Origin of the sequence: Ectopseudomonas composti (assembly GCF_001567565.1) — a bacterium.
In the GTDB taxonomy this organism is placed as follows: Bacteria; Pseudomonadota; Gammaproteobacteria; order Pseudomonadales; family Pseudomonadaceae; genus Aquipseudomonas; species Aquipseudomonas composti_A.
The window spans coordinates 221,410-234,873 of the sequence record NZ_LSSW01000013.1 but is presented as its reverse complement, the minus strand read 5'-3'; the positions used below and the strand labels follow the sequence as shown (position 1 = coordinate 234,873).

The following is a 13,464-nucleotide window of genomic DNA, read 5'->3' as shown; positions in this document are numbered from 1 at the left end:
TGTGGACGGCGGAGTAAAGGCAAAGGCAGGCAAGATCATCACGGCTAACGCCGCGATGCTCTTGCTTCGTTTAGTGCTGGAACATCAATCTCGCAGGCGACGCCAAACGCCCCGTCAGGAGGCCGAGTGGAATCGTTGTGTAAGGGGTTGAGCGGCATGGATGCCGCGAGAGCCGCGATGGGCCAGGGATGGCCCTTCGCGGCGGGCCCCTGGAACAGCGATGGAGCGAGGGAACCCGACGAAGTCGGGCCGGATGGTAGGGGCAAGCCCTCTTGGTTACTTCTGGGGCGCTTGCCAGAAGTGACCCGCCGTAAGGGCGGAACCGGTATTCAAATCAACGCATCAGCGGCGGGTTCACTCCGATCCAAGCGAGCAACATGTACAACTACCGCCACGGAGGATGAAAAGAGCGTCATCTTCCCTACAAAAGCCACCGTCGTTGACCGTCTAAGCCCACATCACTAATCTGGGCCACAGCGCCTAAGAAACGCTTCACGCAGCGGCAATACTGCTCCCGAAAGCAGCGGTGTATTCCATTGAGGTAATGGATATGCCTACCCAATCCGCATCCCCAGAAATCCCCGCCCTTGCCGGCGAAATCCTGATCCCCCAGACCTTCACCCGCCACCGCCGCCAACTACGCGCGCTGCTGATCGAACAGCAATGCTGGTTCTGCTCAACGGATCTTGGTCGGCTGATCGGCCAACCGCATCTGGACGAACGCGCTACACGCACACTCGATGCCGACCAGCTAATCGATGCCGTGGTGCTCAACACCCATGGTCAAGCGGAGACGACACGGCTGATCAGCGAATCCGGCGTCTATGCCGCGCTGATCCACTACTACCACCCGGAGAACCGCTGCATCCGCCGCTGGATCACCGCCGACGTGGTACCGATGCTGCGCGAAGCCGAACAGGCTACCGAGCGACGCCCGAGGCGCGAGAACCGTCAGGGGCTGTCGCTTCTGCATTGGCAAGGCGATACCTGGATGCCTTACCGTCCTGCCTGACAATGGCCACTCAGAGGGTGGATGGACACAGGAGCATCCACCCTGCCCGCCTTGCGCCAATCTCAAGGCACGTCGGCCGGCTCAGCCTCATGGGCCTTGTGCAGCAACTCGATGAACGGCCTTGCCTCAGCGAGCGTATGAGCGGCAATGGCAGTGACCGGAATCCCCGCCCCGGTGTCCATGAATTCATCACGGCGGCACCGGAAAGCGCCTTCACCCGCTCCAGCGTGATCAGCTCAGTACGCTGCGGCGCGCCGAGGCGGGCAAATTGATTGGTGCCTTTGAGCATCTCGGCCTCAGGCCAGATCACCGTCTCACCATTCCAGAAAGCCAGGTTCCATATGGTGCCTTCACTCAGGTGCCCGCGATTTTGCAGCACTTAAACTGCGCTTCTTCGAGCAATTTCGCCTTGCCTGGCCTTCGCTCGACGACGGCTCCTACAGAGTCTAGCCAGTGTCAGCCCCTGGATTTGCCATTGCTATAAATATCAGTAATGCCGCGAACGCTCGTCAGATTTCCAGTCTGGATCACGATCGTCTTGGCGAACATGTCGCCCAAACGTGTACGTGACTCCATGAAAATCCACACCCAATCGACAATCATCAGTACGCCTGAATTTCGGGTAAAAGACTGCGAAACGCTGCAGCCCTTGAGCGTCTTTTGGTCGACCGTGGCGATGCTTAACAGGCGCTTGCCCAGGCTTTGGCCGTTGGGCAACGCATCCGCCAGCAAGAAATAAGTAAAGCCAGAAAAACATGCCAAGAGAAGAACCGTTTTAGGGGTGATTGCAGACACGACGGCAGACAATGCTCCGGCGCCGAATTTGACGGTCAAAAAGATCAGCACAGCGATTGCGCAATCAATCAGGCGTGCTGCCAACCGGCGATTGACGCTAGCCAAAATCGTTGGTTTTGCAGCGGCTTTTTTTGCTCCCACTCAACTTTCTCCAATTCCCTTGTTTAAAACTTCCCAGTATTTTGTCGCGATCCGACTGGTGATAAGGGTTCTGAAGAACTCCCACACATTTACCCCAGCGCCCGACAGTTAAACTCGTCACGTAGCAAGTAGCCCGGATAACCGCTGACGGGAGATGAAAAAAGTGCCATCCCCCCTACGAGCTACGAAACCAAATATGGATATAGGATTAGCACTCGATACCGATCAGCCACTGGGTTTTATCACCATTGACGCGATCTAGGTCCGGACGGCGAACCAGTGGCTGTGTACAGCCTCTTGGTTCGATGTAGGCCTTGGCTATGCTGACTGCTTCCGCGCTTGATAGCGGGCCAGGTGCCTCACGCTGAACGCGGATGTAGTACGGCTGCTGAAACGGCACGATAAAACTATCGAGTATGTATCGCTGAGCCCCATGCTCGACCGTGGCGTGGTTTTCCTCCACCAGCGTCAGCCCTCTGGTATCGATCTGCTGGCCAGTGGAGGCGCAGCCGAAGCTCGCCACAGCGAGAAGCGATACGCTAGCCAGTTTCAATGTACTCATCGTCAAGTCCCTTGTCGTTTAATGGTCGCCAAGCCTAACAGGGTTGCTAGGCACCTTTTGATAGCGCAATCGTAGCGCAATCGGGGACAGCCCCTGAGGAGTCCCCCACAAATCTACTCCAGCACCCGAACTTGCAGGTGAACCCCGTCACGTAGCAACAGTTCCATTCTGGCGAGTAGCGCGGACAACCGCTTCAGACTCTGGCTCCCAATCACGCCCATGGCCGCCATCGATGACCAATTAGTCACTCCACTGACGATTACCGAGCTGGAAGGTGTGATGCAAACCTCATGGCATTCATCCAACAGCTGCTACCCGCTCGCGTTTACCTAACAATGCCCGCCCAGCCGGCGCCCGCCTCGGTCGAGTGAAGGTTGCGCTAATGAGTTCTGTTGCGTGACCGCTGCATGCCTGCCGCCCATCGAACCCGACTGCGCGTGAAGAAGGCATGGCGCGCAATCCGTTCGGCCGACTTCAACCTCACGCATCAAATTGGACAGCGAACCGCAGAACGTTCGCGTCACGACAACCAAGGTCACAAGGAACTGCCCATGCTTAACAAGACGATCCGCCGCGTAGCAATCGCACTACTGCCCCTGTTCGCGGGCACCGCCCAGGCGGCCAATGTGGTTCAGATCCTGACGCAAAATTATCCGCCATTCAGCATGTCGACCAATGCCAAGAACTTCGAACGCGAGGACGGTATCGAAGGGATCGACAAGGAGGTGGTGGTCGAGATGTTCAAGCGGGCCGAGGTGCCGTACCAGATGACGCTGCGGTTCCCCTGGAGCCGCCTGCAGGAGATGGCCGAAAAGCAGCCCGACTTTGCCGTGTACTCGCTCAGCCGCTCGGCAGATCGCGAGTCGCGCTTCAAGTGGGTCGGGCCGTTGAGTGAAATCCAGCTGGTGCTGCTGAAGATACCCGGCAACCCGATCACGCTGAACAGCCTCGACGACGCCCGCACGTACCGTGTTGGTTCGGTCGCCGGCACCAGTGTCAGCCAGTATCTGACCCAGCGAAACTTTACCGTGAAGAACGTCTTGAGCAACGCGCCAGCCAAGCTGCAAGCCGGTGAATTTGACCTGTGGGCGACCACCAACCCGGCAGGCAACTACGAGGCCGGCAAGGCCGGTATCGGCAAGCTGGAAGTGGCCTTTGCCATCAGCAGCACGCAGCTCTACCTGGCGATGAACAAGGAAACCCCGGATGAAGTCGTGCAGAAACTGCAAAGCGCTCTGGATCAGATGCGCAAGGAAGGCTTCATCGATCAGGTGGCCGCCCGCTACCTGAACAACTGACCGACGCGTGATCGTTCCTCCGCACTGCGCGGGAACGGTCAACCGCTCGCTAGCCCTTGCTCTTCTTCTTGGCTATCGCTTTCATTCGCGCTGCCGCCCGCTGCACGGTCGCCATTTTTTCCGGCCGTTTCATGCCCCGCCATTTGCGGATTTCCTCGCGCGTGCGCCCACAGCTGACGCACAACTCGCTGTTGAGCTGACACAGCGATAGGCAGGGGTTTTCAATGTCCTTGGCCACGTTTGCCCCTTGCCGGTTGCTCGACGGCGAACGCGACGTGTTCGGCGATGCTGGTAACGCTGATGCCCACTTCCTCGAAGGCCGCCTGGGTCAGCGCCAGCATTCTCGCCTTGTCCGAACCGGCCTTGTGCGCCTCGCTATCGAACATCCAGATCACGCGCAGGCTCTGCGGAAAACGCTCGTAGTCCACCTCATGGGTCAGCCACTGGAAGCCGACAATTTCGCTTTTCGCCGTTTCACAGGCCTGGGTCAGCGCGCGAATCAGCTCGCGCTCGATGCCTGAGTATTTTCGTTTCGGCGATGGCATGGGGCTCCTTTGGCTCTGAATATGCTACGGCGCCATATTAACTGAGCAACCGGCTCGCTCACTCGTGACGTGTAACACCACCAGCAGCGCCGACACGGTATAGGCTCCTGCCGCGCACGATTCTCTTGCTGGCAAGTGGGTCCCATCTTGTAGAGACCACCGTGATGGGCGCTCGGATCGTCCTCCACGTCACTCAGCTTGTGCGGCCTTGTTTACATAGGCGTAAAGGGCAGGACACCCCAACTTTCATGAAAAAGCTCAGTTGCACACTATTTCTGGCAAGCTTGCTGAACAGCTCATATGGCAGTGCCAACACTGAACCGGGATTAGATCAGTACCTGGCGGCTATCAAGGTCGGCGAAAAGGTCGTAATGGCCCTGGAGCAGCTCGAAGAAACCGGCAAGAGCGAGCAAAACCGCGGAGCCACGCGTTCATCGCTGAACGAGTACGCGCCAACCTACATTGAGCAATTAAAAGCCTCATCAGACCTGGGCTTCCCACCTGGCCAGTTTCTCTATGCGCACGCCCTCATCCAGCAAGCGGCTCAGAGTAGCGACAAGCAAAACGGCATAAAACTGGAGGCCTGCAGATTACTGGCCCAGGCGGCAAAACAGAGCCTGCAAGCAGCAGCCCTCGCTCAAGCCAGTTACTGCTCAACCTTGAACAAGGAAAAAGGCTTTTCAGCCATGCTCAAGGCAGTTGAACAGGCGCATGCACAGCTGGCAGTGACCGTTGAGATGACGGACCGTTATACCTCTTTCTATCCACTGGTAGGTTTTGTATTACCCAGTTGCCCCGTGCGTGACATCGACAGCCTGTTCAACGGTCTTGAGCAGTTGACGCCACTGCAACGTATGCAAGCGCTCTCCCCTCCACTAATGACACTTGAAGAGACAAGAGCAGAGGCGTTTTTCATGCTCGCCATATACATGCGCGGCAGCGATCCAGTTAAAGCCGCAGACTATCTGGCGAGAGCTGAACAACACGGATGTCGCAATGCGGCTAACAGCAGATTGAACACGCAGCGCGCCACTGCGGCGAGCATCAGCGGCGGATGAAAACAGCGCCGTAGGGGCAGCGCAGCTGCGTGCGGTTACAATGCCCGACCACGCCTTTTTCGCGGAGCCGATCTGCCGATGTTTACCCTCTCCCACCTCAGCAGCCCGCCGCCCGAGTCCCTGAAGAGTCAGGTGCTGCAGATGGTGGTGGACTACTTCGGTGACGTCAGCGTGGTGCCACTGCAGCCGAGCAACCCGTTGTTTCAGCTGTACCAGTATGTGATCGGCTACGAGGTGCATCTGCACCTGCAGAGCATGAACGGCGAGGCCGAAGGCCCGGTGCAGTTGCTGCTGGCACTGGACGATGAAGACCCGGCCCGCGTAATGGGTTTTGCCCTGTACCTGCCCAGCCCCGATGATGCTGCCGCCTGCACCCTTGCCTATCTGGCGGTAGATGCCGCACACCGCCGTCAGGGCATCGGCCGCGCGCTGCTGCAGCGCGTGCTGGCACATCGGCCGCATCTGGAACTGGCCTGTGCGGCAGACAAGGTGCCGCTGTTCGAGGCGCTGGGCCTGCAGGTGCTGGCCGCTCAAGGCGCGCAGGTGCTGATGAACAGCCGCGACTATCGCTCCAGCGGTATGGTGGCCGTGGCGGACCTGGCGCCGGTGTTCGCCTCCACCGAGGTCAGGCAGATCCACGCCTACCTGCTCAAGCAGCACGGCCAGCGCGCCATGCAGCAGGCGGAAAAACAGCGCGATGCACATCTCGATGCGCTTGCCCTGCAGGCGCAACAACTGGTCGACGAGCGCCTGCCCTCGCGCGCGCTGCATTGAGGCGATGCCCCACGCCGAGCGTGGGGCTCCATCAGGCGCCAAGCGCCATCAGCAGCGGCGATCAGCTGGCATCGCGCATGCACACGCGCAGCCGGTGGCCGTCCGGGTCGAGCGCGACGAAGGTCGGCCCGAACACCGCACGGGCCAGGGGTTGCTCAATCTCGACGCCCAACGCCTGCCAACGCTCGTAGAGCATTTCGACATCGGCCTCACGCTCGACCTGGTAACCGAACTCGCTGCGGTGGCCATTGCCGGATGACTGGAAATTGTCCGCCTGCTCCGACCACAGCCCCAGGTGCAGCTGGTCGCTCAGCGCAAAGGACACAAAGCTGGGAAACTCGCTGGTGGGCGCCTGTTGCAGCAGTTGCCGGTAGAAGGCGCTGCTGCGCAGTGGGTCGGCAACGTAGAGGATTAACAGATTGGGACGGTTCATCGTGGACCTCCTGAGAATGGAAGGCTCACGTTAGTCGACCCTACTGACAGATCCTGTCAGCATGGTGCAATGACACGCACCGAACGATTGCTGAAGCTGCTACAGATCCTGCGCAACCACCGCCTGCCCGTCAGCGGCCAGACGCTCGCCGGTGAGCTGGGCGTGAGCCTGCGCACGCTGTACCGGGACATTGCCACCTTGCAGGGCCAGGGCGCCGATATTCACGGCGAGCCGGGCATCGGCTACCTGCTGAAGCCGGGTTATCTGCTGCCAACGCTGATGTTCACCCAGGAAGAGCTGGCGGCGTTGCTGCTGGGCCTGCGCTGGGTGGAGCGCAGGACGGACCCGGCGCTGCGCCTGGCAGCGCAGAACGTGCAGGGCAAGCTGCGCGCGGTGCTTGGTGTCGAGGCGCAGACGCAGCTGGAAAAGACACCGCTGTTTGCCGGGCCCGCCCCTTCCACGAGCGATGACGGCGCCACGGCATTCGCCCTGCGTGAAGCCATCAGCGATGAATGCAAGGTGCTGATCGATTACACGGATGAAGCGGGATCGCTGACCCAGCGCACACTGCGCCCCATAGCACTGGGGTATTTCGACGGTTTTCAGGTATTGGCCGCCTGGTGCGACCTGCGTAACGACTTTCGCCACTTTCGCCTGGAGCGGATCAGCACCTGCACGCGTTCGGCCGAGCGCTTCACCGGTCAGGGAGGCTGGCTGTTGGCGCAGTGGCACGCGTACAACAAGAAACGCGGCATCGTCGTCCAGCCCGGCAAGTAGCAGGTCGCGAACCGCAGCACTCGGGGCGCTTCTGGGCAGGTCTGCAGCAAAAACCACGTCCATCATCGACACAGCGTCTGGCTGTGCACCATTTCGAGGCAGCCTCCCTCCAGCAGCAATAGGATGCCCACCAGCGGCACGTCGAGGACACACGGATGAAAGATTCAGCACGCGGTTTGCTACTCGTCACCAGCGGCATCGTGATTCTCAGCTTCGATGGTTTGCTGGTACGCCTGGCGCAGGCCGATGGCTGGAACATCGTGTTCTGGCGTGGCTTGCTGATGTTCCTAGCCCTGGGCGTGTTCTCGCTGTCGGCCAGGAGCCGTGCCAGCGTCCGCGCGCAACCATTGCTCAGTGCCTGCTCGGCCCTGCTGCTGGCGCTGATCTCGATCTTCTTCGTGCTGGCGGTGATCCATACCCAGGTCGCCAACGTGGTGGTCATTCTTTGCACGGCGCCGCTGTTCGCGGCGCTGTTCACCCGCTTCTTTCTCGGCGAACAGGTGGCGCTGCGCACCTGGCTGGCGATTGGCGTGGCGGCGCTGGGCATCATGCTGGTGTTCGCCGGCGCGTTTAACACGACCGACCTGGCTGGTAACGGCTATGCCCTGCTGTCCTCGGCGGCGGTGGGCGCCAACCTGACGCTGCTGCGCCGCCACCCGTCCCTGGAGCGCATGCCGCTGATCGCACTGGGTGGGCTGGCGGCGGCGCTGATTGCCTGGCCCAACGCGCAGCCCTTCACCCTGGGCGCCTCGAGCTACTGGGCGCTGGCCATCATGGGCCTGGTGCAGATGCCGCTGGCCACCTTGCTGATCAACAACGCGACCCGCTATCTGCCTTCCGCCGAGGTTGCGCTGTTCTACCTGCTGGAAAGCGTGCTGGGCACGCTCTGGGTCTGGTACTTCCTGCAGGAAACGCCGGCCAACGCCACGCTCTACGGTGGCGCCCTGGTGATCGCCACACTGGCAGTGCATGCCGGCGTCACCTTGCGCGTGCGCCAGCCGTTGCCGGCCTGAGTCGCGGCTGGCGGCTGCTGCGAGCACGAGCCACCGGGTAGCTGCAAGATCTGCCTGCATGCCCGGGGCGGACGTGTGGCCGCGATGGCTCACCCATGAGCCACAAACCGGCGTTTGCGGCAGCGTCGATATTTCAATTGGCACTCGCATCAGCAACTGAGGAACAATGCACGGGGGCGCTCGCCCGATGGCGCCGGCCTGGCCGTACCGGCAAGGCAAGCAATCGCCGTTTCACTACTGCGAACAAGGAAGTCCGATGCGTATCCTCCCCCTTCTGATCCTGCTGCTGTGCCAGGCCGCGCACGCCGTGGAAATCGTCAACGACGTCAGCGGCATGAATCCCATCGCAGTGACGCAGGTGCTGGCGCCTACCGAGCTCGAGCAGATCGTCGCAGCGGTGCGCGGGCACGCCGGGCCCATCGCCATTGGCGGCGGGCGCTACAGCATGGGTGGGCAGACCGCTACCGAGCAGGCCCTGCAACTGGACATGCGCCGTTTCAACCGGGTGCTGGCGTTCTCCGCGCAGCGCCGGGAGATTCGCGTGCAGGCCGGCATCACCTGGCGCGAAGTGCTGGAGTACATCGACCCACACGGTCTGTCGCCGCAGATCATGCAGTCCTACGCCAATTTCACCGTCGGCGGCGCCCTCAGCGTCAATGCCCATGGCCGTTACGTCGGCCAGGGGCCGTTGGTGCTTGGCGTGCGCTCGTTGCGCCTGGTGTTGGCCGACGGCCAGGTGGTGGACGCCAGCCCGACGCACAACAGCGAGCTGTTCCATGGCGCCATCGGCGGCTATGGCGGCCTGGGCGTCATCGTCGAAGCGACTCTGCCACTGGTGGAGAACAGCAAGCTGGTGCGCCAGACGCAACTCATGCCGCTCAGTGACTATGCGCAGTTCTTCGCCAGTCAGGTCAGCGGCAACCCGGACATGGTGATGCACAACGGCATTCTCTACACCGACGATTACGACAGCGTTCGCGCCGTGTCCTACCTGCGTACGGACGCACCACTGACCGTCACCGAGCGCCTGGTACCACTGGACCGCGACTACAAGGCCATGCGCGCGGCGCTGGCGGTGGCCAGCAGCAATGGCGGCGCGAAGGTGCGCGAAAACCTGGTCGACCCGCTGCTGCTCAAGCGACCGCAGGTGCAGTGGCGCAACCATGAGGCCAGCCTCGATGTACGTGAGCTGCAGCCCATCTCCGGCCCCGACTACAGCTATGTGCTGCAGGAATATTTCGTTCCCGAAGCGCAGCTGGAGCACTTCGTCGCGGGCATGAAGGATGTGCTCAAGGCGCACAAGGTCAAGGTCGCCAATATCTCCATTCGCCATGCCAAGGCCGACCCGGGCACGCTGCTGGCCTGGGCTCGCGAAGACACCTTCGCGCTGGTGCTCTACTACCGACAGGGCGTCTCACCCAGCGAACGCGCCGCCGTAGCCGACTGGACACGGCAGCTGATCGACCTGGCCATCGCTCATCAGGGCAGCTACTACCTGCCGTATCAAATCCACGCCAGCCGTGAGCAGTTTCTCGCCGCCTACCCCGGTGCCGAGGCCTTCTTCGCGCTGAAACGGCACGTCGACCCGACCAACAAATTCCGCAACAAGCTGTGGGATGCCTATTACCGGCAGCCCGACGCCGGGACAACCGCCGCATCAAGCCACTGATTGATAATCGCGCCGCCACGCCCGGCGCACCTCACCTTGAACCAACGGATGCCGCGTATGTATTACCCACGGGAAGAAAAAAGAGACTTCCTCACCACGCTATCCACACTGTCGTTGATAGCGATCATCCCCCTCGCCATTCTCGCCCTCATGAGCAACCACGGCGCCACCGCCCTGTTCATGCTGCTCGGCAATCAGCAGACCCAAGCCCGCATCACCGAGATACAGAACACGCCCAACCCCGCCCTGAACATCATCACCTACCGCTATGAGGCGGACGGAATATCCTTCGCCGATACCTACACGCAGAACACTCAGTACGACCCTGCTGCGTACGCCATCGACGACAAGATTCCCTTGATCCACTCCACCTGGTCACCGTCGATAAAGATGACCCAAGCCACTTACCAAGCCAGCGGCGCGGACGCCAAGGTCTTCCTGGGCTGCTCGACAGCGATTCTCCTGCTCCTGGGCTTGTCGTTCTTTGCCTTGATGCGACAGAGAAAGCATGCCGCAGAGGATATTTATTATTGAGCGCTCAGCCGGGCCGATGCCCGGCTCAGGCTCAACCCGCCAGGCCCTGGATGACTGGTCGTCAGATCGAACACAAGCCACCCGGCACCGTCAGGATCCATTCCCTCACCGCCTGAATACTCGGGTCATTGCGGCGGCTTTCCGGGTACACCAGAAAGAACGGCTTGCCCTCCAGCTCCGGGCCGAAGGGCTGCACCAGCCTGCCCTCGCGTAGCTCGTCCTCGATCAGCTGCCGGCTCATCAGCGCCACCCCCTGGGCGCCGACGGCAGCCGAAACGGCGTGGGTCTCGTCGGAGAACACCAGTCCGGCAGCGACGTCCAGCCCCGGCACCTGGGCCTTCTTCTGCCAGATGGCCCAATCGATAGGCGAGGAAATCGCCGCCTGGTTACGAAAGTGGATCAGCGAATGCCCGGGCAGCTCTGCGGCGTCGTGCAGGTTCAGCAGAGGGCTGCAGGCGGGGATGAAGGTGTTGTCGAAGAGTTTTTCCGCCACTAGCCCGGGCCAGCGGCCGTCGCCATAGCGAATGGCGATATCGGCGGTGACGCCATCGAGCGCCACCGGCTCGTGCGAGGCATGAATGCGCAGGTCGATATCCGGGTGGGAGTCGCGCAGCAGGCAGACCCAGGACAGCAGCCAGCGCACCGCCACGGCGGGCGTGGTGCTGAGGGTGACGGCCCGCCGGCGCGGTGCGGCGCTGAGCCGTTCGACCGCTGCGCCGATGCTGTCGAAGGCGCTTTCCAGCACCTGCTGCAACTCGCGTCCGGCCATGTTCAGCTCTAGCTGGCGCGGCTTGCGCACGAACAGCGGGACGCCGAGGGCATCTTCCAGCGCGCGAATCTGGTGGCTGATCGCTGTAGCGGTGACCGAGAGTTCTTCCGCGGCCTGCTTGGCGCTTTCGTGGCGAGCCGCCGCCTCGAAGGCACGCAAAGCGGAAAGCGGAGGTAGCCTGCGCCGGCTCATAGCTGAACTTTCCTCATCCGTTACGAAAAAAATTGCTCGTTTGTCGCCAGCCATTGGCGAACTTAGCCTGAGTCTGCTGCCAATCACAGATGAATTCAAATTCAATCAGGAGACTCGCCATGCCCCATATTCTGCACCTCGATGCCAGCGCCCGCCCCGGCCTCGCCGGCAAGGTTCAGCACGGCTCGCACAGCCGTAACCTCAGCCATCGCTTCGTCAGCCAGTGGCAGGCACGCCGCCCGCTGGACCTCATCACCTACCGCGACATCGGCCAGAACCCGCCGTCGATCATCAGCCACGACTGGATCGCCTCGTCCTTCACTGCCGAGCCAAAGCGCGAGGCCTGGATGCGCGACACACTGGCCGAAAGCGATCGCCTGGTCGATGAGTTGATTGCCGCCGACGTGCTGGTGATCGGCACACCGCTGTACAACTTCGGCATGCCGGCAGCGCTCAAGGCGTGGATCGACCAGGTAGTGCGCCCCGGCCGTACGGTGGAATTGGACGAGAGCAACCCGCTCGATCCCTATGTCCCCATGCTGGCCGACCGGCCGCGTGATGTGGTGATTCTCACCGCACGCGGTGGCATTGGTTTCGATGCGGGCGGCGAGATGGCGCACATGAACCATCTGGAGCCGAACCTGATCACCGCGCTCGGCTTCATCGGCCTCACCCGCGTGCACCAGATCGCCATCGAGGGTCAGGAAGTCGGCGGCGAGCTGCTCGCCGAATCGGTCGCACGGGGTTTGAACAAGGTCGATGCACTGGTAGCCGAGCTGCAGCGTTTATTGCAAACCGAGCGCGTCGAGCAGCCGGCGTGACGGCCACCCGCGCCGTGGAGGGGCGCACCGCCACGCGCTACACCCTGCGGCGCAGGCCTCGGTTGTCGGTGCTTTCCAGCAGCTTGCGGGTGGTGTCGATGAAGGGCAGCACGATCAGGCTGTAAAGGCTCTGGTAGCGATGCGCATCGCGCTCGGCCGTGCCGAAGCTGAGGCGCTCCGGGGTGTGCGTGGTGGTGTAGAGCGTGCCGAACATCCAGTCCCAGATCGACAGGTTGGTGCCGAAGTTCCTGTGGAAATGGTGCGGGGCATCGCTGTGATGAATCTGATGCTGCGCCGGGCTGTTGAGCACGTGCTCCAACCTGGGCCCGAAGGAAAGCCAGATGTGCGTATGGCGCAGGTTGGCCGCCAGGCAGTTGAAGATGAATACCAGATAGGTGACGCCGAACAAGGTATAGCGGCTGACCTCGCCCCCGCACAGATACCAGAACGCCCCGGAGTAGGCGCCAAGCAGTACCAGGGTGAGCAGGCTATCGGCGAGCTTTTCCACGACATGCACGCGGCTGGCCGTCAGCGGCACCAGCACGGGCGCAACGTGGTGAACCTTGTGAAACTCCCACAACCAGCGCGAGTGAAAGGCGCGATGCGTCCAGTAGCTGGCGAAGTCGTTGATCAGGAACACGCCGAGGCCATAGAACAGGCTCAGGCCGAGGTTCTCTCCCAGCTGCGGCCGGGCGCCCCAGAGCCGGGTGAAGAAGGCCATGTAGTCAGCCGAATGCAGCACATGGGGGTCTACCAGGCCGATCACCGGAACGATCAGCACCACACGTAGCAGTGCGCGCACGAAGTAGTAGCGGTAGTCGAGCAGCGCCGACGGATGCAGCAGCACCTGTCGTCCACCGATGAACTGCCAGAACGATGCGCAGCCACTGCCCACGCGGCGCTGGCGATAAAGCAGGTAGGCCACGCTGTAGGAAAGCAGGATGAAGAGCAGGCCGATGCGCCCGTTGAGGTCGAAAAGCCCCTGAAACTGCCTGACCAGAGCGTCCAGCAACTCGGTCAATGGATTGGCTGCCAGCGACAGCTCTTGCATCACTCCAGCCTCCCCCGGCA

Annotated in this window: 16 protein-coding genes; 9 read left to right on the top strand and 7 right to left on the bottom strand. The window is 61.6% G+C overall.

Features of this window, described 5'->3' with window-relative positions; translation table 11 throughout:
* The first annotated feature begins 550 nt into the window (after positions 1-550).
* Positions 551-1,012, top strand: a complete 462-nt coding sequence (locus PCLY_RS03415; protein WP_061237834.1) for a BRO-N domain-containing protein — start codon at positions 551-553, stop codon at positions 1,010-1,012.
* Positions 1,013-1,468: 456 nt separating this feature from the next.
* Here the strand turns inward: PCLY_RS03415 and PCLY_RS03410 are convergent, their stop codons facing one another.
* Both PCLY_RS03410 and PCLY_RS03405 read right to left on the bottom strand, forming a co-directional pair.
* The gene (locus PCLY_RS03410) at positions 1,469-1,948 is read right to left on the bottom strand and encodes an RDD family protein (protein WP_082768004.1); all 480 of its coding nucleotides are present in this window, start codon (positions 1,946-1,948) and stop codon (positions 1,469-1,471) included.
* 208 nt (positions 1,949-2,156) lie between these two features.
* A complete protein-coding gene (locus PCLY_RS03405) occupies positions 2,157-2,510 on the bottom strand; it encodes a hypothetical protein (protein ID WP_061237832.1) in 354 nt (117 codons plus the stop codon).
* Positions 2,511-3,061: 551 nt separating this feature from the next.
* On the opposite strand from PCLY_RS03405, the gene PCLY_RS03400 reads away from it, so the two are divergent.
* Positions 3,062-3,808 carry a substrate-binding periplasmic protein gene (locus PCLY_RS03400; protein WP_156458551.1) on the top strand — a complete coding sequence of 249 codons (747 nt, stop codon included), beginning with the start codon at positions 3,062-3,064 and terminating at the stop codon, positions 3,806-3,808.
* Positions 3,809-3,857: 49 nt separating this feature from the next.
* Here the strand turns inward: PCLY_RS03400 and PCLY_RS24300 are convergent, their stop codons facing one another.
* Complete coding sequence (locus PCLY_RS24300; RefSeq protein ID WP_082768003.1) at positions 3,858-4,046, bottom strand: DUF1289 domain-containing protein; 189 nt, start codon at positions 4,044-4,046, stop codon at positions 3,858-3,860.
* A complete protein-coding gene (locus PCLY_RS03395) occupies positions 4,030-4,353 on the bottom strand; it encodes a hypothetical protein (RefSeq protein ID WP_061237831.1) in 324 nt (107 codons plus the stop codon). Before PCLY_RS03395 ends, PCLY_RS24300 begins: the two co-directional genes overlap by 17 nt.
* A 248-nt stretch (positions 4,354-4,601) precedes the next feature.
* Here PCLY_RS03395 and PCLY_RS03390 point away from each other — a divergent pair, with 248 nt between their 5' ends.
* Together PCLY_RS03390 and PCLY_RS03385 are read left to right on the top strand one after the other, a co-directional pair.
* Positions 4,602-5,411 (top strand): hypothetical protein, encoded by an 810-nt coding sequence (locus PCLY_RS03390; RefSeq protein ID WP_156458550.1) that lies wholly within the window; start codon positions 4,602-4,604, stop codon positions 5,409-5,411.
* Positions 5,412-5,489: 78 nt separating this feature from the next.
* Positions 5,490-6,185 carry a GNAT family N-acetyltransferase gene (locus PCLY_RS03385; RefSeq protein WP_061237829.1) on the top strand — a complete coding sequence of 232 codons (696 nt, stop codon included), beginning with the start codon at positions 5,490-5,492 and terminating at the stop codon, positions 6,183-6,185.
* 61 nt (positions 6,186-6,246) lie between these two features.
* Here the strand turns inward: PCLY_RS03385 and PCLY_RS03380 are convergent, their stop codons facing one another.
* Complete coding sequence (locus tag PCLY_RS03380; protein ID WP_061237828.1) at positions 6,247-6,618, bottom strand: VOC family protein; 372 nt, start codon at positions 6,616-6,618, stop codon at positions 6,247-6,249.
* A gap of 69 nt (positions 6,619-6,687) precedes the next feature.
* Between PCLY_RS03380 and PCLY_RS03375 the strand changes: the two genes are divergently transcribed.
* The 4 genes from PCLY_RS03375 (at position 6,688) to PCLY_RS03360 (ending at position 10,611) form a co-directional block, all read left to right on the top strand.
* A complete protein-coding gene (locus PCLY_RS03375; protein WP_061237827.1) occupies positions 6,688-7,395 on the top strand; it encodes a helix-turn-helix transcriptional regulator in 708 nt (235 codons plus the stop codon).
* A 155-nt stretch (positions 7,396-7,550) separates the two neighbouring features.
* Positions 7,551-8,408 carry a DMT family transporter gene (locus tag PCLY_RS03370; RefSeq protein ID WP_061237826.1) on the top strand — a complete coding sequence of 286 codons (858 nt, stop codon included), beginning with the start codon at positions 7,551-7,553 and terminating at the stop codon, positions 8,406-8,408.
* Positions 8,409-8,664: 256 nt separating this feature from the next.
* Positions 8,665-10,077, top strand: a complete 1,413-nt coding sequence (locus PCLY_RS03365; protein WP_061237825.1) for an FAD-binding oxidoreductase — start codon at positions 8,665-8,667, stop codon at positions 10,075-10,077.
* Between the two features lie 57 nt (positions 10,078-10,134).
* On the top strand, positions 10,135-10,611 hold the full coding sequence (locus PCLY_RS03360; RefSeq protein WP_061237824.1) for a hypothetical protein: 477 nt from the start codon (positions 10,135-10,137) through the stop codon (positions 10,609-10,611).
* 61 nt (positions 10,612-10,672) lie between these two features.
* Here PCLY_RS03360 and PCLY_RS03355 read toward each other — a convergent pair whose 3' ends face one another.
* On the bottom strand, positions 10,673-11,572 hold the full coding sequence (locus tag PCLY_RS03355) for a LysR substrate-binding domain-containing protein (RefSeq protein WP_061237823.1): 900 nt from the start codon (positions 11,570-11,572) through the stop codon (positions 10,673-10,675).
* 119 nt (positions 11,573-11,691) lie between these two features.
* Between PCLY_RS03355 and PCLY_RS03350 the strand changes: the two genes are divergently transcribed.
* Complete coding sequence (locus PCLY_RS03350; protein WP_061237822.1) at positions 11,692-12,393, top strand: FMN-dependent NADH-azoreductase; 702 nt, start codon at positions 11,692-11,694, stop codon at positions 12,391-12,393.
* A gap of 37 nt (positions 12,394-12,430) precedes the next feature.
* Here the strand turns inward: PCLY_RS03350 and PCLY_RS03345 are convergent, their stop codons facing one another.
* A complete protein-coding gene (locus tag PCLY_RS03345; protein WP_061237821.1) occupies positions 12,431-13,444 on the bottom strand; it encodes a sterol desaturase family protein in 1,014 nt (337 codons plus the stop codon).
* Between the last annotated feature and the right edge of the window lie 20 nt (positions 13,445-13,464).

Bases quoted from the DNA above. Each gene is read 5' to 3' on its own strand.
- PCLY_RS03395 (WP_061237831.1), bottom strand. From the start codon at position 4,353: ATGCCATCGCCGAAACGAAAATACTCAGGCATCGAGCGCGAGCTGATT.
- PCLY_RS03350 (WP_061237822.1), top strand. From the start codon at position 11,692: ATGCCCCATATTCTGCACCTCGATGCCAGCGCCCGCCCCGGCCTCGCC.
- PCLY_RS03375 (WP_061237827.1), top strand. From the start codon at position 6,688: ATGACACGCACCGAACGATTGCTGAAGCTGCTACAGATCCTGCGCAAC.
- PCLY_RS03405 (WP_061237832.1), bottom strand. From the start codon at position 2,510: ATGAGTACATTGAAACTGGCTAGCGTATCGCTTCTCGCTGTGGCGAGC.
- PCLY_RS03365 (WP_061237825.1), top strand. From the start codon at position 8,665: ATGCGTATCCTCCCCCTTCTGATCCTGCTGCTGTGCCAGGCCGCGCAC.
- PCLY_RS03415 (WP_061237834.1), top strand. From the start codon at position 551: ATGCCTACCCAATCCGCATCCCCAGAAATCCCCGCCCTTGCCGGCGAA.
- PCLY_RS03360 (WP_061237824.1), top strand. From the start codon at position 10,135: ATGTATTACCCACGGGAAGAAAAAAGAGACTTCCTCACCACGCTATCC.
- PCLY_RS03385 (WP_061237829.1), top strand. From the start codon at position 5,490: ATGTTTACCCTCTCCCACCTCAGCAGCCCGCCGCCCGAGTCCCTGAAG.
- PCLY_RS03390 (WP_156458550.1), top strand. From the start codon at position 4,602: ATGAAAAAGCTCAGTTGCACACTATTTCTGGCAAGCTTGCTGAACAGC.
- PCLY_RS03345 (WP_061237821.1), bottom strand. From the start codon at position 13,444: ATGCAAGAGCTGTCGCTGGCAGCCAATCCATTGACCGAGTTGCTGGAC.
- PCLY_RS03380 (WP_061237828.1), bottom strand. From the start codon at position 6,618: ATGAACCGTCCCAATCTGTTAATCCTCTACGTTGCCGACCCACTGCGC.
- PCLY_RS03370 (WP_061237826.1), top strand. From the start codon at position 7,551: ATGAAAGATTCAGCACGCGGTTTGCTACTCGTCACCAGCGGCATCGTG.
- PCLY_RS03400 (WP_156458551.1), top strand. From the start codon at position 3,062: ATGCTTAACAAGACGATCCGCCGCGTAGCAATCGCACTACTGCCCCTG.
- PCLY_RS03355 (WP_061237823.1), bottom strand. From the start codon at position 11,572: ATGAGCCGGCGCAGGCTACCTCCGCTTTCCGCTTTGCGTGCCTTCGAG.